Raw genomic sequence first — 20,712 nt, 5'->3', positions numbered from 1 at the left:
GTCGGCGGCCCGACGCGCGTCTTTCGATAACTGCTGCCCGTGAGCGGCGCTGTGCGCCATCTGCTGCGCACTGGCGGCCATCTCGGTCATGGCCGAGGCCACCTGGGCACTCTCGAGACGCTGCAACTCGACGTTCTGATGGGCCCGCTGCGTTGCCACCTGCAGATCCTCGCCGGCGCCCTCCAAGGTTCGGGCCGACTGGGCAACCTCGGTCACGGTTGCACGGATCTTCTCGACGAAGGTGTTGAAACTGACGGCCAGCCGACCGAGGTCGTCCCTGCCGAGAACGGGCAGGCGCTTGGTCAGGTCACCCTCGCCTTGCGCCATATCCCGCAGCATCAGGTTGATCTGCCGCAGCGTGCGCAGCAATGCGGATGCGACACCGTAGGCGACCAGCACGCCGAACAGCACCGCCGCCAGAACCACCAGCCAGAGCAGGCGGCTGACCTGCGATACGGTGGTGTCCGCGGCGTTGCCCGCCTGCTGCATTGCGTCCATCAGGCTCTGTTGCAGGCGCTCGGCCAAGTCGGCGATCTGCGGGTCGATACGATCCATTTGCGCCAGAGTCGCGTTGCGCGCATCGATCAGCTCGACGACTTTGCCGGCGGCGGCCTTATACAGCTCCAGGCTGGCCAAGGCCTGATCCAACCGTGCGGTCAGGCGCTCGCTGCCTCCGCGGTCGCGTAGCACCCCAATCATGCTCTGCGCATTGGCCAACTCGCGGGCGAAGGCCTTGGCCTGCTCGGCCTGATTCTCCTGGAGAAACTGGTACAGATACTGGCTACCGAGCAGCAGGTTGCGCATGCCGGCGCTGGCATAGAACACCGCGTCCAGATTGAAGCTCATCTGGGCATCGGCCAAAACCGCCGACAGGACCTTCTCGATCGCCGGACCATGTTGGTTCAGCTCGCCGCTGACCAAGGCCTGACGCTGCTGGCTGAGGGGAACCAGATGTTCACGAAACAGCCGGCTGTACTGCTCACGCAGGCCTTCGATCTGCGCCAGCAACTGACTCTGCGCCGGGTCCCGCAGACGCTCGCCGGCCTGCTGCAGGGCCTGCGCGAGATGCGCATCGAGCTGGGTGAATTTCTGTTCGGCACTTGCCTCGCCGTTGCGGGCATATTGGCTCAGCGCCAGTTGCAGGCGCGCCATGCTGTCGGTGACCTGGGCCACCTGGTCCAGGCTTGGCCCCAGGTCGCGGGTGACGACCCCGACCCGATCGGCAATGCTGCGCAGCGCAAGCGACGATACGACGCCCAGCACGACCAGCAGGATGCAGAGCACGGCCGGCACTACGGCCATCTTGTAGGCAATCCGCAGATCGGCGAACCAACGCATAAGCAGGCATCCTCTGACGACAGGAGTAGGGCCATGGGCGCCAATTCCGCGCCTATGCTGCTTATCGGCCGCAGGAGTCCATCGCTTGAGTCTGCGGCGCTGACTCCGCCACGGCGTGCAGATGAGGGCCGGCATGAGCCCGAAAAACAAAAGGCCACCCGAAGGTGGCCTTTTGTCGATCAAGTCAGCCTCAGGCCTTCTTGACTTCCCAGCCGGTCAGCTCGGCCAGGGCCTTACCGATATCGGCCAGCGAACGCACGGTCTTCACGCCTGCGTCCTGCAGGGCGGCGAACTTCTCGTCCGCAGTGCCCTTGCCGCCGGAGATGATCGCACCGGCATGGCCCATGCGCTTGCCCGCCGGAGCGGTCACACCAGCGATGTAGGAGACCACCGGCTTGGTCACGTTGGCCTTGATGAAGGCCGCTGCTTCTTCCTCGGCCGAACCGCCGATCTCACCGATCATCACGATCGCTTCGGTCTTCGGGTCTTCCTGGAACAGCTTGAGGATGTCGATGAAGTTCGAGCCCGGGATCGGGTCGCCGCCAATGCCCACGCAGGTGGACTGGCCGAAACCGGCGTCGGTGGTCTGCTTCACGGCTTCATAGGTCAGGGTGCCGGAACGCGACACGATACCGACCTTGCCCGGCAGGTGGATGTGACCCGGCATGATGCCGATCTTGCACTCTCCCGGGGTGATGACGCCTGGGCAGTTCGGGCCGATCAGGACCACGCCCAGCTCGTCGCACTTGACCTTGGCTTCCAGCATGTCGATGGTCGCGATGCCTTCGGTGATGCAGACGATCAGCTTGATGCCGCCCATGGCCGCTTCGAGGATCGAATCCTTGCAGAACGGAGCCGGTACGTAGATCACGCTGGCGGTGGCGCCAGTCTGGGCGACCGCTTCCTTGACGGTGTTGAACACCGGCAGGCCGAGGTGGGTGGTACCGCCCTTGCCCGGGGTCACGCCGCCGACCATCTGGGTGCCGTAGGCGATGGCCTGTTCGGAGTGGAAAGTACCCTGCGAACCGGTGAAACCCTGGCAGATTACTTTGGTGTCTTTATTGATCAGGACGCTCATTACTTGCCCTCCGCAGCTTTGACGACTTGCTGAGCAGCGTCGGTCAGGCTGGTTGCCGCGATGATGTTCAGGCCACTTTCCGCCAGGACCTTGGCGCCCAGCTCGGCATTGTTGCCTTCGAGGCGAACCACTACCGGGATCTTGACGCCAACTTCTTTCACTGCACCGATGATGCCTTCGGCGATCATGTCGCAGCGCACGATGCCGCCAAAGATGTTCACCAGAACAGCTTTGACGTTGTCGTCGGAGAGGATGATCTTGAACGCTTCGGTCACGCGCTCTTTGGTCGCGCCGCCACCTACGTCGAGGAAGTTGGCCGGCTGACCGCCGTGCAGGTTGACGATGTCCATGGTGCCCATGGCCAGGCCGGCGCCGTTGACCATGCAACCGATGTTGCCTTCCAGGGCCACGTAGTTCAGTTCGAACTTGGCGGCGTGGGCTTCGCGCGGATCGTCCTGGGACGGATCGTGCATGGCGCGCAGCTTCGGCTGACGGTACATGGCGTTGCTGTCGATGTTGATCTTGGCGTCCAGGCAATGCAGGTTGCCATCGGCCTTGATCACCAGCGGGTTGACTTCCAGCAGGGCCAGGTCGTAGTCCTGGAACAGCTTGGCCAGGCCAACGAAGATGTGGGTGAACTGCTTGATCTGGTCGCCCTGCAGGCCCAGCTGGAAGGCCAGCTCGCGGCCCTGGAACGGCTGAGCGCCGACCAGCGGGTCGATGGTGGCCTTGAGGATCTTCTCAGGGGTGTCGTGGGCCACTTTCTCGATGTCCACGCCGCCTTCGGTGGAAGCCATGAACACGATACGACGGCTGGAGCGATCGACGACCGCGCCCAGGTACAGTTCCTTGGCGATGTCGGTGCAGGACTCGACCAGGATCTTGCTGACCGGCTGACCGTTGGCGTCAGTCTGGTAGGTCACCAGGCGCTTGCCCAGCCAGTTGGCGGCGAAGGCCTTGGCGTCTTCCTTGCTCTTGACCAGCTTCACGCCGCCCGCTTTACCGCGGCCACCGGCATGCACTTGGGCCTTAACGACCCACTCACTGCCACCAATTTTCTCGCAGGCTGCTGCCGCTTCTTCCGGGGTGTCTACGGCGAAGCCCTTGGATACGGGCAGGCCGTATTCAGCGAACAGCTGCTTACCCTGATACTCATGGAGATTCATGCTTGTCTACCGTCTTCGTTTGGGTATTGCGCATTCGGCGCTGCACTTATGGTGCCGCGCCACCTGTGACTGCCATCGAGAGCAGTCCGACGTACGTTCCGCGCCAAACCTAGGCCGACGCGGGCTGATCGCCGTGGTTCTTATTGTCCTGCTGTCGCCGGCGTCGACTGCCCACCCTTGAGCGGGCCAGCTGACGCGGCGACGATACGCCCGTGACTCAGCGCTTCTTGCGGTTGGCGATGTGAATGGCGCCGCCATTCACTGCCAGGGCTGCTTCGTGCAGCGCCTCGGACAGGGTCGGGTGCGAGAACACCATCATGCCCAGGTCTTCGGCACTGGTGCCGAACTCCATGCCGATCGCGCCCTGCTGAACCAGCTCGGCAGCGCTTGGGCCGATCACGTGGACGCCCAGCACGCGGTCGCTCTTGGCGTCGGCAATGACCTTGACCATGCCGCCGGTATCGTTGGCCGCCATGGCCCGGCCGCTGGCTGCGAACGGGAAGGTGCCGACCTTGACTTCAACACCCTCGCCCTTGAGCTGCTGCTCGGTCTTGCCGACCCACGCGATCTCCGGGTGGGTATAGATGACCGACGGAATCAGATCATAGTTCATCTGCGCCTTGTGGCCGGCGATGCGCTCGGCGACCATCACGCCCTCTTCCGAGGCCTTGTGGGCCAGCATCGCGCCGCGCACCACGTCACCGATGGCGTAGACGCCCGGCACGCTGGTGGCGCACTGGTCGTCAACGTAGATGAAGCCGCGCTCGTCCATGTCGACGCCGCTGTCGGCAGCCAACAGGTCGGTGGTCACCGGACGACGGCCGACCGCGACGATCAGCTTGTCGAAGGTCATCTGCTGCTCGCCGTCGGCGTCGGTGAAGGTCACGGTGACCTGCTTCTTCTTCACTTCGGAGCCAGTCACACGGGCGCCCAGACGGATCTTCAGACCCTGCTTGGTCAGGGTCTTCATGGCTTCCTTGGCGATCTGCTCGTCGGCGGCCGGGAGGAACTTGTCCAGCGCCTCGATCACGGTGACTTCCGCGCCCAGACGCGCCCATACCGAGCCCAGTTCCAGGCCGATCACGCCGGCGCCGATCACGCCCAGCTTCTTCGGTACGCTCTGGAACTCCAGGGCGCCGGTGGAATCCACGATCACGTCCTGATCAACCGGCGCAGGCGGGATGTCTACCGGCTTGGAGCCGGAAGCCAGGATCACGTTCGCCGCCTCGACCACCTGGGTGGTGCCGTCCAGCGCGGTGACTTCGACCTGCTTGCCGGCCAGCAGCTTGCCGTGGCCTTCCAGCAGGGTCACACCGTTGGCCTTGAACAGGGTGCTGACACCGCCGGTGAGGTTCTTCACGATGTTGCTCTTGCGACCGATCATCGCCGGTACGTCGATGCTCACGCCCTTGGCCTCGATGCCGTGGACGGCGAAGCCTTCCTTCGCCTCGTGGTACTTCCAGGAGCTGTCCAGGAGGGCCTTGGACGGAATGCAACCGACGTTCAGGCAAGTACCGCCGAGGGCGATCTTGCCCTCTTTATCCTGGTACTTCTCGATGCAGGCGGTCTTCAGACCGAGCTGGGCTGCTTTGATGGCTGCTACATAGCCACCAGGGCCGGCACCGATGACTACCACGTCGAATTTCTGGGTCATAACTCATTCCTTCTCGGATGAAGACAACGGCCCCTTGTGGGGGCCGTCGCGCTCAGGACAAACGGATTAGATATCCAACAACAGACGAGCCGGGTCTTCCAGCAGGTCTTTCATGGTAACCAGGAAGGTCACGGCTTCCTTACCATCGATCAGGCGGTGGTCGTAGGACAGCGCCAGGTACATCATCGGCAGGATCACCACCTGGCCATTGACCGCCATCGGCCGCTCCTGGATCTTGTGCATGCCCAGGATCGCGGTCTGCGGCGGGTTGACGATCGGCGTCGACAGCAGCGAACCGAACACCCCACCGTTGGAAATGGTGAAGGTGCCGCCGGTCATGTCTTCGATGGTCAGCTTGCCGTCTTTGGCCTTCTTGCCGAACGCGGCGATGGTGCCTTCGATCTCGGCCAGGCTCATGTGCTCGGCGTTGCGCAGCACCGGAACCACCAGGCCACGGTCGCTGGACACAGCCACACCGATATCCTGGTAGCCGTGGTAGACGATGTCGCTGCCGTCGATCGAGGCGTTCACGCCCGGCTGACGCTTCAGCGCCTCGGTGGCAGCCTTGACGAAGAAGGACATGAAGCCCAGGCGCACACCGTCGTGCTTCTTCTCGAACAGGTCCTTGTACTTGGAGCGCAGCTCCATGATCGGCTTCATGTTGACTTCGTTGAAGGTGGTCAGCATGGCCATGGAGGACTGCGCCTCGACCAGACGCTCGGCGACCTTGGCGCGCAGGCGAGTCATCGGCACGCGCTTCTCGACGCGATCACCGGCTTCCAGCTTCGGCGCGGCGGCCTGGGCGACAGGCTTGGCGGCCGGCGCTGCAGCCGGGGCCTTCTTCTTCGCTTCGACGGCGGCGACCACGTCTTCCTTGGTCACCCGGCCACCCTTGCCCGAACCTGTGATGCTGTTCGGGTCGATGCCGTTCTCTTCGGCCAGCTTGCGCGCGGCCGGGGACAGGATCTGCTCGTCGCCGGCGGCGGCCGGGGCGGACTCCTGAGCAGCCGGCGCGGCTGCTGCCGACTGGCTCGGCGCCGCGGCAGTTGCGCCGTCGTTCAATTTGCCCAGCAGCTCGCCGCTGAGCACGGTGTCGCCTTCGTTCTTGACGATTTCGGCGAGGACACCATCGGCCTCGGCCAGCACTTCCATCACCACCTTGTCGGTTTCGATGTCAACGATCAGTTCATCGCGCTTGACCGCGTCCCCAGGCTTCTTGTGCCAGGTCGCAACGGTGCCGTCGGCAACCGACTCCGGAAAGGTAGGCGCTTTGATCTCGATAGCCATTATGTGTGGTTCCTTTAATTCGGTTTCTTCAGCGAGGCGGCCGTGGTGGGCCGCCTCTTTCGGGCGAAGGCGTTAAACGGTAAAAGCGTCTTGCAGCAGTTTTGCCTGCTGCTCGGCGTGCATCGAGGCGTAACCGCAAGCCGGCGCAGCAGAGGCATCGCGACCGGCGTACTCAAGGAACAGCGTCTTCTTGTGCGCGGTGGCGACACGGCGCATGTGATGCTGACTGCAGTACCAAGCGCCCTGGTTCATCGGCTCTTCCTGACACCAGACGATGTGCTTGAGGTTCTTGTACGGCGCCAGCACCTCGGCCAGATCGTCTTCCGGGAACGGATAGAGCTGCTCGATACGCACGATGGCGATGTCCTGGCGCTCTTCGGCCCGGCGCTTCTCCAGCAAGTCGTAGTAGACCTTGCCGCTGCACAGGATCATGCGCTCGACCTTCTTCGGATCCAGCGTGTCGAGCTCCGGAATCACCGTCTGGAACGAACCTTCGGCCAGGTCTTCCAAGGTCGAGATGGCCAATTTGTGGCGCAGCAGCGACTTCGGGGTCAATACGACCAATGGCTTGCGCAGCGGGCGGATCACCTGACGACGCAGCAGATGGTAGATCTGCGCGGGAGTGGTCGGCACGCAGACCTGCATGTTGTGCTCGGCGCTCAACTGCAGGAAGCGCTCCAGGCGCGCGGACGAGTGCTCCGGCCCCTGCCCTTCATAACCGTGCGGCAGCAGCATGGTCAGGCCGCAGAGACGGCCCCACTTGTGCTCGCCACTGGAAATGAACTGGTCGAATACCACCTGGGCACCGTTGGCGAAATCGCCGAACTGCGCTTCCCAGATCACCAAGGCGTTGGGCTGGGTGGTGGCATAGCCGTATTCGAAGGCCAGTACCGCTTCTTCCGAGAGGAAGGAGTCGTACAGGTCGAAGCGCGGCTGACCCTGGTAGAGGTTCTGCAGCGGCAGGTAGGTGCTGGCGTCCTTCTGGTTGTGCAGCGCCGCGTGGCGGTGCGAGAAGGTGCCGCGACCGATGTCCTGGCCGGTCATGCGAATCGGATGGCCTTCGAACAACAGGGTGGCGTAAGCCATGGTTTCGGCATAGCCCCAGTTGATCGGCAGCGCACCGGCGCCCATCTTCTGGCGATCCTCGAGAATCTTCGCGACCTGGCGCTGGACCACGAAGCCTTCCGGAATTTCCAGCAGCTTGTTGGACAGATCCTGCAGGGTCTTCAGGTCGAAACGCGTGTCGTGACGTGCGGTCCAGGCATGGCCCAGGTACGGACGCCAATCGACGAACAGCTCCTTGTTCGGCTCCTTGACCAGGCTCTTGACCACGTGCTGGCCGTTGTCCAGCGCAGTACGGTAGTCGTCGATCTTGGCCTGCACCTCGTCCGCGGAATGACTGACCGCGCTGGTCAGCGACTCGGCGTACAGCTCGCGAGTGGTACGCTGCCTGGAGATCTGCTGGTACATCAGCGGCTGGGTGCCACTCGGCTCGTCGGCCTCGTTGTGGCCGCGACGGCGGTAGCAGACCAGGTCGATGACCACGTCGCGCTTGTACTGCATGCGATAGTCGACGGCCAGCTGGGTGACGAACAGCACGGCCTCCGGGTCATCGCCATTCACATGGAAGATCGGCGCCTGGATCATCTTCGCCACGTCGGTGCAGTACTCGGTGGAGCGCGAGTCTTCTGCACGGCTGGTGGTGAAGCCGACCTGGTTGTTGATCACGATGTGGATGGTACCGCCCGTCTTGAAGCCGCGGGTCTGCGACATCTGGAAGGTTTCCATGACCACGCCCTGACCGGCGAACGCGGCATCGCCATGGATCGAGATCGGCAGCACCTTGTCACCGGACACGTCGCTACGACGGTCCTGACGCGCCCGCACCGAGCCCTCGACCACCGGGGAGACGATCTCCAGGTGCGACGGGTTGAACGCCAGCGCCAGGTGGACTTCGCCACCGGCAGTCATGACGTTGGAGGAGAAGCCCTGGTGGTACTTCACGTCGCCCGAGCTGAGCCCCTCGACCTTCTTACCCTCGAACTCGTCGAACAGTTCGCGCGGGTTCTTGCCGAAGGTGTTGACCAGAACGTTCAGGCGGCCGCGGTGGGCCATGCCGATGACGATTTCCTTGGTGCCATAGGAGCCGGAACGCTGGATCACTTCATCGAGCAACGGGATCAGGCTCTCGCCACCCTCCAGGCCGAAACGCTTGGTGCCCGGGTACTTGGTGCCCAGGTACTTCTCCAGGCCTTCGGCCGCGGTGAGGCGCTCGAGCAGGTGACTCTGTACCTCGGCGGAGAACTGCGGACGGCCGCGCACGCTTTCCAGGCGCTGCTGGAACCAGCTGCGCTGCTCGGAATCGACGATGTGGGTGAACTCGGCGCCGATGGTGCGGCAATATGTCTGCTGCAACGCATCGCGAATTTCGCGCAGAGTAGCCTCTTCCTTGCCGATGAACAGCCCACCGGTGCGGAAGGTGGTGTCCAGGTCGGCATCGGTCAGGCCATAGTGAGTGATCGCCAGATCGGCCGGCGCAGGACGCTGCCAGAGCCCCAGCGGGTCCAGCTTGGCGGCCTGGTGGCCACGCATGCGGTAGGCCTGAATCATCCGCAGCACTTCGACCTGCTTCTTTTCGTGCTCGCTGCTCACGCTGCCGGCGGAAACCGGTTGGGCGCGACGCTGATTCTTGGCGAGCAGGACGAAATGGTCGCGAATCGTCGAGTGCGATACGTCTGTAGCGGCGCTGCCGTCGCTAGGCAACTTCTGGAAGTAGGTGCGCCACTCTTCTGGCACAGCGTTGGGATCGTGCAGGTAGAGCTCGTAGAGCTCTTCCACATAGGCAGCGTTGCCACCAGATAGGTGGGCACTGTCCCACATGCGCTGCATCACGCTTTCTTGCATGCTTGGTCACCCTCAGTAAGGGGACACCACCGGCGTGGAAACCGCATTGGCTTTTGAAGTCCTGAAGCAGCGACTTCGGTAAAGCCACCACGGATCCCGCAGATAGTCCGGGTACCAGCCCGGATGCCCCTGCTGGTCGTCATTTTTTCAAATAAGAACCACGGCTTTGTGAGCTGTGGTTCTGGCTCAAACTGCAGCGCCGGGTTGAGGCCGGCGCCGCAGGTGTAACGGGTCTTGCGAACAACTGAGAATCAGGTACCGCTCTGCAGCAGCATATTGCGTACGTGGCCGATCGCCTTGGTCGGGTTGAGACCCTTGGGGCAGACGTTCACGCAGTTCATGATGCCGCGGCAACGGAACACGCTGAACGGATCGTCCAGCGAAGCCAGGCGCTCTTCGGTCTTGGTGTCGCGGCTGTCAGCCAGGAAGCGATAGGCTTGCAGCAGCGCGGCAGGGCCGAGGAACTTGTCCGGGTTCCACCAGAACGACGGGCAGCTGGTCGAGCAGCAGGCACAGAGGATGCACTCGTACAGACCATCGAGCTTCTCGCGCTCTTCCGGCGACTGCAGGCGCTCGATCGCCGGCGCCGGCGTGTCGTTCTGCAGGAACGGCTGCACCTTCTCGTATTGCTTGTAGAAGATGCTCATATCGACGACCAGGTCACGGATGACCGGCAGGCCAGGCAAGGGGCGAATCACCAGCTTGCCGCCCTTGAGGCCGGCGGCCGAAATCGGCGTGATACAGGCCAGGCCGTTCTTGCCGTTGATGTTCATACCATCGGAGCCGCACACGCCCTCACGGCAGGAACGACGATAGGAAAAGCCCTCGTCCTGTTCCTTGATCAGCGCCAACACGTCGAGGACCATGATGTCCTTGCCGCCGGTGTCGACCTGGAAGTCCTGCATGAACGGCGCAGCGTCCTGCTCCGGGTTGTAGCGATAAACACTGACTTGCAACATATCAGCCACCCTTAATAAGTCCGAACCTTGGGTTCAAACGCCGGCACGGTCTTCGGCGCGAAGTTGACGGCGCGCTTGCTCACGCGCTTCTCTCCCGGGAAGTACAGGGAGTGGCACAGCCAGTTCTCGTCATCGCGCTCTTCGAAGTCTTCGCGGGCATGGGCGCCACGAGATTCCTTACGGGTCTCGGCAGCCACCGCAGTCGCCTCGGCCACCTCGAGCAGGTTTTGCAGCTCAAGGGCCTCGATACGTGCAGTGTTGAACGCCTGGCTCTTGTCCGCGATCTTGACGTTGGCGATACGCTCGCGCAGGTCGGACAGCTGCTGGATGCCCTTCTGCATGTACTCACCGGTACGGAATACACCGAAGTAGTTCTGCATGCAGTTCTGCAGTTCTTTACGCAGCGGGGCCACGTCTTCGCCGGTGGTACGCTCGTTGACCCCGGACAGACGCTTGAGCGACTGCTCGATATCGGTCTGCGAAGCGCCACGAACTTCGACACCTTCCTTCAGTGCTTTCTCCAGGTGCAGGCCAGCGGCCCGACCAAACACCACCAGATCGAGCAGCGAGTTGCCGCCCAAGCGGTTGGCGCCATGCACCGATACGCAGGCCACTTCGCCCACGGCGAACAGACCGTCGATGATCTTGTCGTTGCCGTTGGCATCCTGGGTGATCGCCTGGCCATGAATGTTGGTGGCCACGCCTCCCATCATGTAGTGGCAGGTCGGCACCACCGGAACCGGCGCGACGACCGGATCGACATGGGCGAAGGTCTTCGACAGCTCACAGATACCCGGCAGGCGGCTGTGCAGCACCTCCTCGCCCAGGTGATCGAGCTTCAGCATCACATGATCGCCTTCCGGACCACAGCCGTTACCGGCGATGATTTCCTTGACCATCGAGCGCGCGACCACGTCGCGACCGGCGAGGTCCTTGGCGTTCGGTGCATAGCGCTCCATGAAGCGCTCGCCGTGCTTGTTGATCAGGTAGCCACCTTCGCCACGGCAGCCTTCGGTCACCAGCACGCCCGCGCCGGCGATACCGGTCGGGTGGAACTGCCACATCTCGATGTCCTGCACCGGCACGCCGGCACGCAGGGCCATGCCGATACCGTCACCGGTGTTGATCAGGGCGTTGGTGGTCGAGGCGTAGATGCGACCGGCACCGCCAGTGGCCAGAACCACGGCCTTGGAGCGGATATAGACGGTCTCGCCGGTTTCCAGGCAGATGGCGATGACGCCAACCACGGCGCCATCCTGGTTCTTCACCAGGTCGACCGCGTACCACTCGTTGAGGAACGAGGTGCCAGCCTTGAGGTTGGCCTGGTACAGGGTGTGCAGCAGCGCATGACCGGTACGGTCGGCGGCGGCGCAGGTACGCGCAGCCTGGGTCGGATTGTCCGGACCCTTTGACTGACCACCAAACGGGCGCTGATAGATGCGGCCCTGCTCGGTACGGGAGAACGGCAGCCCCATGTGCTCCAGCTCGAACACGGCTTCCGGGCCGACGGAACACATGTATTCGATGGCGTCCTGGTCACCGATATAGTCGGAGCCCTTGACGGTGTCGTACATGTGCCAGCGCCAATCGTCATTCGGGTCGGCGGAGGCGATGGCGCAGGTGATGCCGCCCTGGGCGGAGACGGTGTGCGAACGAGTCGGGAACACCTTGGTCACCACGGCGGTCTTGTGGCCACCCTGAGCCAGCTGCAGGGCAGCGCGCATGCCCGCGCCGCCGCCACCTACGATGATGGCGTCATAAGAAAGAGTACGAATGCTAGTCATGAATCAGATACCCCAAAGAATCTGCACGCCCCAGGCGAGAAACACGAAGATGGCAATGCCACACGCGGCCTGGAAGAGAAAACGCACGGCAGTCGCCGACTTGCCCAGCGCCATCGGCGTCAGGTAGTCAGTGGAGATCGTCCACATGCCGACCCATGCATGGGCGCAGAGCGCAACCAGCGCCAGCAGACTGAAGATGCGTACAGCGTCATTGGAGAACAGGCCCTGCCATTCGGCGTAGCCCATGCCTGGGTTAAGCACTACATAACCCAGCAAAAACAGCGTGTAAGCCGCGAGAACGACCGCAGAAACTCGTTGAACCATCCAATCGGCAAGGCCCGAACGAGCAAAACTAGTGACATTAGTTACCATATCCACACCCCCAGCAGCAGGATCACGATCACCGAAACGGCGATGACGATTTGCGAGCCCAGCTTGCCGCCTTCCAGCGTCTCACCGATGCCCATGTCCATGATCAAGTGGCGTACGCCGGCCACCAGGTGGTACAGCAGAGCGGACAACAATCCCCAAATCACGAACTTGGCCAGCGGACTGGTCAGGCATTCCTTCACCTGGGCGAAGCCCTCTTCGGAAGCCAGCGACTTGTCGAGGCCGAACAGCAGTACGGCGATACCGACGAAGAGGATGACACCGGAGATACGGTGGAGAATGGACGTGTAAGCGGTGACTGGGAGTTTGATAGTCCTAAGGTCTAGGTTTACAGGTCGTTGGCTATTCACGGCTTTTTTATCACACTGAGAGCCCCTAACTAGCAGGGCAAAGTTGTCGGGAAGTGCACTGGTCAGGTACCCATCACCCAAGGAGTGACGACCACTTCAGACAGGGCGCGAAGCCCCCGGCGGTCGGGCGCAGAGTATAGACAGTTAGGTTACTAATGACAACGTGAAGGCCTTGAACGAAGAGCCGATTGCGAACCTTTTGCGCACCTTATATAGAGGATGCGAAGAGCCGCTCCCCGACCCAGAAAACCGCCGGAAAACCCTTCTGGCGCGTGGGTTTACCCAAATTGACTTTCGGATTTATCTCACTATAGTGGTGCGGGCCCTGCGTGGGGGGCTGTCAGATGATTTCAAGCATAACTAGGAGGCCACCCATGGCTGACAAAAAAGCGCAGTTGATCATCGAGGGCGCTGCCCCCGTCGAGCTGCCCGTTTTAACCGGCACCGTTGGTCCCGATGTAATTGACGTACGGGGCTTAACCGCCACGGGCCGTTTCACTTTTGATCCTGGCTTTATGTCCACCGCCTCGTGCGAGTCGAAGATCACCTATATCGACGGCGATCAGGGCGTTCTGCTGCACCGCGGCTACCCCATCGAGCAACTGGCCGACAACTCCGACTACCTGGAAACCTGCTACCTGCTGCTCAACGGCGAACTGCCGAACGCCGAGCAGAAGGCCAGCTTCGTCAGCTCCATCAAGAACCACACCATGGTTCACGAGCAGCTGAAGACCTTCTTCAACGGTTTCCGTCGCGATGCTCACCCGATGGCCATCATGTGCGGTGTGGTGGGCGCGCTCTCGGCCTTCTACCACGACTCCCTGGACATCAATAACCCGCAGCACCGCGACATCTCCGCGATGCGCCTGATCGCCAAGATGCCGACCCTGGCGGCGATGGTCTACAAGTACTCCATGGGCCAGCCCATGATGTACCCGCGCAACGACCTGAACTATGCGGAAAACTTCCTGCACATGATGTTCAACACCCCGTGCGAGATCAAACCGATCAGCCCGGTGTTGGCCAAGGCGATGGACAAGATCTTCATCCTCCATGCCGACCATGAGCAGAACGCCTCGACCTCCACCGTGCGCCTGGCCGGTTCTTCCGGCGCCAACCCGTTCGCCTGTATCGCCGCCGGCATCGCCGCGCTGTGGGGCCCGGCACACGGCGGCGCCAACGAGGCGGTGCTGAGCATGCTGGACGAGATCGGCAGCGTGGAAAACATCGATGCCTATATCGCCAAGGCCAAGGATAAGAACGATCCGTTCAAGCTGATGGGCTTCGGCCATCGCGTGTACAAGAACTTCGACCCGCGCGCCAAGGTGATGAAGCAGACCTGCGACGAAGTCCTGGCCGAACTGGGGATCAACAATGATCCGCAGCTGGAGCTGGCGATGAAACTGGAGGAAATTGCGCGTAACGATCCTTACTTCAAGGAGCGCAACCTCTACCCGAACGTCGACTTCTACTCGGGCATCATCCTCAAGGCCATCGGCATTCCGACCAGCATGTTCACCGTGATCTTCGCCCTGGCGCGGACCGTCGGCTGGATCTCGCACTGGAAGGAAATGCTCTCCAGCCCGTACAAGATCGGCCGCCCGCGCCAGCTGTACACCGGCCACCCGCAGCGCGACCTGCCGCGCTAAGCGCGTCGGCTCGTCCTACGAAAAAGGCTGCCACTGGCAGCCTTTTTTACATTCTGCGTCCACGCGCAGCGACGCCGAGCGTTGCACCCCGATCAGCCGGCCAGGGCGGTACTCTGCTCCAGCCAGCCAAGCAGCCGAATGGCCTCCTCGCGCGTCGCTCCGCAGACCTCGACATCCGCCTGGAACGCCGAGCACACGGCCGGCCGCTCGGGCTTGCCGAACAAACCGCAATAATTGTCGAGCGAGAGCTGCACGCAGCGCTCTCCGGCTGCCTTGCCTTTCGGCATGCCGGGTATGGGGGAACTGATCGAAGGGGCGATGCAACAGGCGCCACAGCCAGGACGGCAATTCATGACGACATGATCCTCGGTTAACTCAGGAAGTCGGAAAGGTCGCGGATTCTAGCCAATTCCCATCCGACTTAGCAGCACCCTCGAAGGGCATTGCGACCGCTGCGCCGACCATCGGCAGCTGCAATCGGCCAGGCGCCCTGCCCGCTTCGAACCGTTCCGAGGGGCAATGGCCGACACAGAAGAGAGCCGGCAAGCCAGCCACCACGCTCACCGCGCAGCCGCCGGCCCCTGGCTCAAGGGCGCTTGGGCGCCTGCAGACGAGCGATCAGGCTGGAGGTGTCCCAGCGACCGCCGCCCATCGCCTGGACGTCGGCGTAGAACTGATCGACCAGCGCGGTGACCGGCAGCTGCGCCCCATTGCGGCGGGCCTCTTCGAGCAGGATCGACAGGTCCTTGCGCATCCAGTCGACGGCGAAACCGAAGTCGAACTCGCCGGCCAGCATGGTCTTGTGCCGGTTTTCCAGTTGCCAGGATTGCGCGGCGCCCTTGCTGATCACCTCCATCGCGCCGTGCGCGTCGAGGCCGGCGCGCTGGGCGAAGTGCAGGGCTTCGGACAGCCCCTGGACCAGCCCGCCGATGCAGATCTGGTTGACCATCTTGGTCAGCTGGCCGCTACCGGCGGCGCCCATCAAGCGTACCATGCGCGCATAGGCCTGGAGCACAGGCTCGGCGCGTGCGTAGGCCTGCTCGTCGCCGCCGACCATCACCGTCAACACGCCGTTCTGCGCACCCGCCTGCCCCCCGGACACCGGCGCATCGAGGAAACCCAGCCCACGCTCGAGCGCCTCAGCCGCCAGTTCACGGGCGACGTTGGCCGACGCGGTGGTGTGATCGACCAGCACGGCGCCTGCCGACATGCCGGCGAAGGCACCGTCGCCCCCTAGCGCCACGCCGCGCAGGTCATCGTCGTTGCCCACGCAAACCATCACGAAGTCCGCTCCCTGCGCCGCCTCACGCGGGGTCGCGGCGCTACTGCCGGTAAACTCGCTCAGCCACTGGGCCGCCTTGGCCGCGGTGCGGTTATACACGCACACCTGATGTCCCGCGCGCGCCAGATGCCCGGCCATCGGGTAGCCCATTACGCCCAAGCCGATAAAGGCAACCTTCGCCATAAACACCTCCGAAACACAGGAGCGGCAAGCCTATCACGGGGCTTGCCAGGCCAGGAAAGCCTTGCATACTGCCTCTAACGCAATGGAGGGCTTATGGGACACTGGCTGGTAATCGACCTGGAGGCCACCACCGAAGAGGGTGGCTGGCCACTGGAAGAAATGGAGATCATCGAGATCGGCGCCAGCCTGGTCAGCGCCAGCGGCCATGAAGTGGACCATTTTCAACGTTTCGTGCGACCGCTGCGCCGCCCCCAGCTCACCGTCTTCTGCTGCGACCTCACCCATATCGATCAGGACAAGGTCAGTGCGGCCTCAACGCTGAGCGCCGTCTGGCCACAGTTCGAACGCTGGCTGAGCGGGCACCAGGCGCATCTTCGCGGCTGGGCCAGCTGGGGCGAGTACGACCGGCGCCAGCTGGAACAGGACTGGCAACGCCTGCAGCTGACCAGCCTGCTGAGCCAGATTCCCCACCTCAATCTCAAGCACCGCTTCGCCGAAGCCCGCCAGCTGCCCAGGCCGGTAGGACTTAACCGCGCCTTGCAGCTGGCCGGCCTGCAGTTCAGCGGCCAGCAACATCGGGCCCTCAACGATGCGCGCAATACCGCCCGCCTGCTGCCGCTGATCCTGCCGTCGTAGACCGGCGCAAAGCGGGTGACGCCCCGCTGGGCGTTGGGCATACTGGCGGCCTTTTTTCCACCCCTTTACGAGGAACTGCAGATGTTCAAGGTCAACGAATACTTCGACGGCACCGTCAAATCCATCGCTTTCGACATGGCCGCAGGCCCTGCCTCGATTGGCGTGATGGCGCCGGGGGAGTACGAATTCGGCACCAACCAGCTGGAGGTCATGCACGTGATCAGCGGCGCCCTGACGGTCAAGCTTCCGGGCGGCGACAGCTGGGAAACCTTCGCCGCCGGCAGCCAGTTCACCGTGCCGGCCAACAGCAAGTTCCAGTTGCAGGTCGCTATTGAGACGGCCTACCTCTGCGAATATCGCTAAGCTCCGCGGCTTGAAAGAAACCGGCCCAGGTGGCCGGTTTTTTATTGCCATATAGTTCCCGCCAGGATGCTCGCAATGCTCCGCTCTTCTCACGCCGCCTCGGTCCTTCTGCCCATCGCGCTGCTACTGCTGGCGATGACTTCCCTGCAGAGTGGCGCCTCCCTGGCCAAGGGTCTGTTTCCCCTGGTCGGCGCCGAAGGCACTACCGCACTTCGCCTCGGTTTTGCGGCGCTGATCCTCTGCCTGTTCATGCGCCCTTGGCGCGCGCGTTTAACCTGGCGCTCGTGCCGCTCACTGCTGGCCTACGGGCTCTCGCTGGGCTGCATGAACCTGCTGTTCTATAAATCGCTGAACAGCATTCCCCTGGGCGTCGCGGTGGCGCTCGAGTTCACCGGCCCACTGGCTCTGGCCTTGCTGTCCTCGCGGCGCATGCTCGATTTCGCCTGGGTCGCCCTGGCGATCTTCGGCCTCTGGCTACTCCTGCCAAGCCATCAGAGTGATTCGCGCATGGACCCCATGGGGATGGCCCTGGCATTGGCGGCGGGGCTGTGCTGGGCCCTGTACATCGTCTTCGGCAAGAAAGCCGGCGCCGAGCACGGCTCACAAACCGTGGTCCTCGGCACCCTGATCGCTGCCTTGCTGATATTGCCGGTGGGTGTGTGGCAGGCCGGCAGCAGCCTGTTCTCCGTGCAGCTGCTGCCTCTGGCGCTTGCCGTGGCGGTGATGTCATCCGCCCTGCCCTACAGCCTGGAGATGTTCGCCCTGACCCGACTCCCGGTGCGTACCTTCAGCACCCTGATGAGCATGGAGCCGGCCATCGCCGCGCTTTCTGCGCTGTTGATCCTCAACGAGCAACTGACCACCACCCAGTGGCTGGCCGTCGGCGCCATCATCCTCGCCTCGGCTGGCGCCTCCGCGACGATCAAGCCCCACACCAAGCCCATCGAGAACCCGACGCCTTGAGCCGGCAGGCCGTCGAGGAGACAGCGGAGCCTGCCGAGTCAGCGCAACTCGACACTGCCCTCATTGAACTGCAGCGCCGCCAGCCGCGCATACAACGGGTCGCTGGCCACCAGCTCCGTGTGCCGACCGACAGCCACCAGCCTGCCCTGGTCGATCACCGCGATGCGGTCGGCACTCGTGACCGTCGCCAGACGGTGGGCGATCACCAGGGTGGTACGCCCGGCCATCAGGCGCGGCAAGGCCTGCCGGACCAGGTGCTCGCTCTCGGCGTCGAGAGCGCTGGTGGCCTCATCCAGCAGCAGGATCGGTGCGTCGACCAATAGCGCCCTGGCGATCGCCAGGCGTTGGCGCTGGCCGCCCGACAACCCCAGGCCCGCGTCACCCAGATGGGTCTGGTAGCCGCCCGGCAGCTTCATGATGAACTCATGGGCATTGGCAGCCCGCGCAGCTGCCTCCACCTCGCCATGGCCGGCGTCGGCCTTGCCGTAGCGGATGTTGTCCTCGACCGTGCCGTAGAACAGCGCCGGATTCTGCGACACCAGGGCGAAGCAGCGGCGCAGCTCATTGGGGTCGAGACGCTCGATGGCCTGTCCATCGATGAGGATGCGCCCCTCCTGGGGATCGAAGAAGCGCAGCAACAGGTCGAACAGGGTCGACTTGCCAGCACCGGACGGCCCGACCAGGGCCAGGGTCTCGCCAGGCGCAATGCTCAGGCTGATGCCGTCGATGGCAAAGCTGGCCGGCCGCGACGGGTAGGCGAAGCGCAGCGCCTGCAGCTCGATCCGCCCCTGCACGGGCTGCGCCAACGGCATGCCGCCGGTTGCCGGTGCGCTGATCTCGTTGCGGGCCGCCAGCAGCTCGGCGATGCGCTCGGCCGCCCCGGCCGCGCGCTGCAATTCGCCGATCACCTCGCTGAGCGTGCCGAAGGCCGAGCCGACGATCAGGCTGTAGAAGACGAAGGCCGCCAGCTCGCCGCCGGAAATGCGTCCGGCGATCACGTCCATGCCGCCGACCCAGAGCATCACCCCGACGGCACCGAGCACCAGCACTATCACCAGGGTCACCAGCCAGGCGCGCTGGGCGATGCGCCGGCGCGCCGTATCGAAGGCGGCCTCCGCCGCAATCGCGAAGCGGCGGCGATCCTCGGCCTGGTGGTTATAGGCCTGCACGGTCTTGATCTGCCCAAGCACCTCGCCGACATAGCTGCCGACATCGGCCACCCGGTCCTGGCTCTGGCGCGACAGCTGGCGCACACGCCGACCGAAGATCAGGATGGGCGCCACCACCAGTGGCAGGGCCAGCAGGACGATGCCGCTGAGCTTGGGATTGGTGACGATCAGCAGGGCCACGCCGCCGACCAGCATGATCGCGTTGCGCAGGGCCATGGACAGGGAAGAACCGATCACCGACTGCAGCAGGGTGGTATCGGCAGTCAGGCGCGACTGGATCTCCGAGCTGCGGTTGCTTTCGTAGAAGCCTGGATGCAGCCCGACCAGGTGATTGAACACGCGTTTGCGGATATCGGCGACGAAGCGCTCGCCAATCCAGGACACCAGATAGAAGCGGGTGAAGGTGCCAATCGCCAGGGCCACCACCAGCACGAAGAACAAGCCGATCGAGCGTCCCAGGGCCTGCGGCGATTGAGTCGCCAGGCCCTGGTCCACCAGCAGCTTGATGCCCTGGCCCATCGACAGGGTGATGGCGGCAGTGAACAGCAACGCCAGCAGCGCGCCTGCAACTCGCCAGCGATAGGGCGCGACGAAGCGCCAGGCCATGCGCAGGGCATCACGCTGGCGGGAAGAGAGGATCGCGATCATGACGGCTCGCACAAGGGCGCCAGGCCCGGGTCAATGGGATTGCATTCTACTGGGCGGCCTGACCTCGGCTGGCTTGGCTTCGGCCAGCCAGGCCGACAGGCACAGCGCCAGGGCGGCAAGGTTGGTAGAGGCCGGGTTGAAGGCCTGCAACAGAAGATGGGGGCTGAACAGCGCCACATCGACCAGCAGGCCGATCAATAGCAATCCGGCCAGGAGCAGCGGCCAGCGATGGCCCCGCAGCAGCACCAGCAGGAGCCCTAGCAGAATCTCGGCCAGCCCCGCTGCGCGGGCCACCCATTCGGCAGCCGGCAGCCGGCAGCCCGTGGGCCTGGATCATCGCCACCTCGTCCACGCTCAGCCAGAGGATTTTCGGCACCAGGCCATGCCAGATGAACACCAGTCCCAGGGCCAGGCGCGACACCAGGGCGATCGACCGCAGCCGCGGCTCAACCATCGAGGAAGCGCCGCGCATGGTCGGGGTCTGGCAGCAGGCAGCTGTCGTAGCGGCCAAATAGGCGGTAGCGGTTCAGGGCGATGCGGTCGTACAACCAGTCGCGAACAGGTCGCGGACAGATACGCAGCAGGCCGAAGCCGCGCCAGGGCCAATCGAGCTGAGCCAGGATGCGCAATACCGCACTGGAGCGCACGAACAACGCGTCGCCTTCGACATAGGCCATGGTGTCGAAGCGCTCGAGCGGCAGCGCGAACCAGGCGAGAATCGCCTGGCCCTCCGCCGACTGCACCGAGGCCAGGCGGAACAGCCGTCGCCGATCATGGCGAATAAGGAACTTCGCCCAGGCATTGCACAGCCTGCACACCCCATCGAACAGCACCACGCGTTCGCCCGGCTGAATAAAAGGGGGAAGCTTATCAACACCCATCGGCGCCCTCCGGCTGGCCATTCTTGCC

The 20,712-nt window shown here is 63.6% G+C and carries 18 protein-coding genes and 1 pseudogene; 4 read left to right on the top strand and 15 right to left on the bottom strand.

Features of this window, described 5'->3' with window-relative positions; all coding sequences use genetic code 11:
- Positions 1–279 precede the first annotated feature (279 nt).
- From ACSX1D_RS10570 to sdhC, 10 genes and pseudogenes are all read right to left on the bottom strand, one after another.
- Positions 280–1,302: pseudogene (locus ACSX1D_RS10570) on the bottom strand (Tar ligand binding domain-containing protein); the annotation flags it as partial.
- A gap of 226 nt (positions 1,303–1,528) precedes the next feature.
- The gene (sucD, locus tag ACSX1D_RS10565) at positions 1,529–2,416 is read right to left on the bottom strand and encodes a succinate--CoA ligase subunit alpha (RefSeq protein WP_208706748.1); all 888 of its coding nucleotides are present in this window, start codon (positions 2,414–2,416) and stop codon (positions 1,529–1,531) included.
- Positions 2,416–3,582: an ADP-forming succinate--CoA ligase subunit beta gene (gene sucC, locus ACSX1D_RS10560; protein WP_208706747.1), complete on the bottom strand. Its 1,167-nt coding sequence runs from the start codon at positions 3,580–3,582 to the stop codon at positions 2,416–2,418. Before sucC ends, sucD begins: the two co-directional genes overlap by 1 nt.
- A gap of 217 nt (positions 3,583–3,799) precedes the next feature.
- On the bottom strand, positions 3,800–5,236 hold the full coding sequence (gene lpdA / locus ACSX1D_RS10555) for a dihydrolipoyl dehydrogenase (protein ID WP_208706746.1): 1,437 nt from the start codon (positions 5,234–5,236) through the stop codon (positions 3,800–3,802).
- 66 nt (positions 5,237–5,302) lie between these two features.
- The gene (odhB, locus tag ACSX1D_RS10550) at positions 5,303–6,523 is read right to left on the bottom strand and encodes a 2-oxoglutarate dehydrogenase complex dihydrolipoyllysine-residue succinyltransferase (RefSeq protein WP_439862167.1); all 1,221 of its coding nucleotides are present in this window, start codon (positions 6,521–6,523) and stop codon (positions 5,303–5,305) included.
- Between the two features lie 72 nt (positions 6,524–6,595).
- A complete protein-coding gene (locus ACSX1D_RS10545; protein ID WP_439862166.1) occupies positions 6,596–9,427 on the bottom strand; it encodes a 2-oxoglutarate dehydrogenase E1 component in 2,832 nt (943 codons plus the stop codon).
- 251 nt (positions 9,428–9,678) lie between these two features.
- The gene (locus tag ACSX1D_RS10540; protein ID WP_208706743.1) at positions 9,679–10,386 is read right to left on the bottom strand and encodes a succinate dehydrogenase iron-sulfur subunit; all 708 of its coding nucleotides are present in this window, start codon (positions 10,384–10,386) and stop codon (positions 9,679–9,681) included.
- An 11-nt stretch (positions 10,387–10,397) separates the two neighbouring features.
- Positions 10,398–12,170, bottom strand: a complete 1,773-nt coding sequence (sdhA, locus tag ACSX1D_RS10535) for a succinate dehydrogenase flavoprotein subunit (protein ID WP_439862165.1) — start codon at positions 12,168–12,170, stop codon at positions 10,398–10,400.
- 3 nt (positions 12,171–12,173) lie between these two features.
- Positions 12,174–12,542 (bottom strand): succinate dehydrogenase, hydrophobic membrane anchor protein, encoded by a 369-nt coding sequence (gene sdhD / locus ACSX1D_RS10530; RefSeq protein WP_208706741.1) that lies wholly within the window; start codon positions 12,540–12,542, stop codon positions 12,174–12,176.
- Positions 12,536–12,910 (bottom strand): succinate dehydrogenase, cytochrome b556 subunit, encoded by a 375-nt coding sequence (sdhC, locus tag ACSX1D_RS10525; protein ID WP_208706740.1) that lies wholly within the window; start codon positions 12,908–12,910, stop codon positions 12,536–12,538. The genes sdhD and sdhC overlap by 7 nt, the downstream gene beginning before the upstream one ends.
- A 374-nt stretch (positions 12,911–13,284) precedes the next feature.
- Here sdhC and gltA point away from each other — a divergent pair, with 374 nt between their 5' ends.
- Positions 13,285–14,559, top strand: coding sequence for a citrate synthase (gene gltA / locus ACSX1D_RS10520; protein WP_208706739.1), 1,275 nt, complete (start codon positions 13,285–13,287; stop codon positions 14,557–14,559).
- A gap of 92 nt (positions 14,560–14,651) precedes the next feature.
- On the opposite strand, the gene ACSX1D_RS10515 is transcribed toward gltA, so the two are convergent.
- On the bottom strand, positions 14,652–14,912 hold the full coding sequence (locus ACSX1D_RS10515) for a YkgJ family cysteine cluster protein (RefSeq protein ID WP_208706738.1): 261 nt from the start codon (positions 14,910–14,912) through the stop codon (positions 14,652–14,654).
- 233 nt (positions 14,913–15,145) lie between these two features.
- Positions 15,146–16,024: an NAD(P)-dependent oxidoreductase gene (locus ACSX1D_RS10510; protein ID WP_439862164.1), complete on the bottom strand. Its 879-nt coding sequence runs from the start codon at positions 16,022–16,024 to the stop codon at positions 15,146–15,148.
- 93 nt (positions 16,025–16,117) lie between these two features.
- On the opposite strand from ACSX1D_RS10510, the gene ACSX1D_RS10505 reads away from it, so the two are divergent.
- The 3 genes from ACSX1D_RS10505 to rhtA all read left to right on the top strand — a co-directional run bounded on the left by ACSX1D_RS10505 (position 16,118) and on the right by rhtA (position 17,986).
- Positions 16,118–16,660, top strand: a complete 543-nt coding sequence (locus ACSX1D_RS10505; RefSeq protein WP_439862163.1) for an exonuclease domain-containing protein — start codon at positions 16,118–16,120, stop codon at positions 16,658–16,660.
- A gap of 81 nt (positions 16,661–16,741) precedes the next feature.
- The gene (locus tag ACSX1D_RS10500) at positions 16,742–17,023 is read left to right on the top strand and encodes a pyrimidine/purine nucleoside phosphorylase (RefSeq protein ID WP_439862162.1); all 282 of its coding nucleotides are present in this window, start codon (positions 16,742–16,744) and stop codon (positions 17,021–17,023) included.
- A gap of 75 nt (positions 17,024–17,098) precedes the next feature.
- Positions 17,099–17,986 (top strand): threonine/homoserine exporter RhtA, encoded by an 888-nt coding sequence (gene rhtA, locus ACSX1D_RS10495; protein ID WP_439862161.1) that lies wholly within the window; start codon positions 17,099–17,101, stop codon positions 17,984–17,986.
- Positions 17,987–18,024: 38 nt separating this feature from the next.
- Here rhtA and ACSX1D_RS10490 read toward each other — a convergent pair whose 3' ends face one another.
- The 3 genes from ACSX1D_RS10490 to ACSX1D_RS10480 form a co-directional block, all read right to left on the bottom strand.
- Positions 18,025–19,803, bottom strand: coding sequence for an ABC transporter transmembrane domain-containing protein (locus ACSX1D_RS10490; protein ID WP_439862160.1), 1,779 nt, complete (start codon positions 19,801–19,803; stop codon positions 18,025–18,027).
- Between the two features lie 30 nt (positions 19,804–19,833).
- The gene (locus ACSX1D_RS10485) at positions 19,834–20,097 is read right to left on the bottom strand and encodes a DoxX-like family protein (protein ID WP_439862159.1); all 264 of its coding nucleotides are present in this window, start codon (positions 20,095–20,097) and stop codon (positions 19,834–19,836) included.
- 152 nt (positions 20,098–20,249) lie between these two features.
- A complete protein-coding gene (locus tag ACSX1D_RS10480) occupies positions 20,250–20,684 on the bottom strand; it encodes a thiol-disulfide oxidoreductase DCC family protein (protein WP_439862158.1) in 435 nt (144 codons plus the stop codon).
- Positions 20,685–20,712: the final 28 nt, after the last annotated feature.

It is taken from the genome of Pseudomonas sp. MBLB4136 (assembly GCF_051904765.1).
Taxonomy (GTDB): Bacteria; Pseudomonadota; Gammaproteobacteria; order Pseudomonadales; family Pseudomonadaceae; genus Aquipseudomonas.
This window is presented reverse-complemented; position numbering and strand designations above follow the sequence as displayed.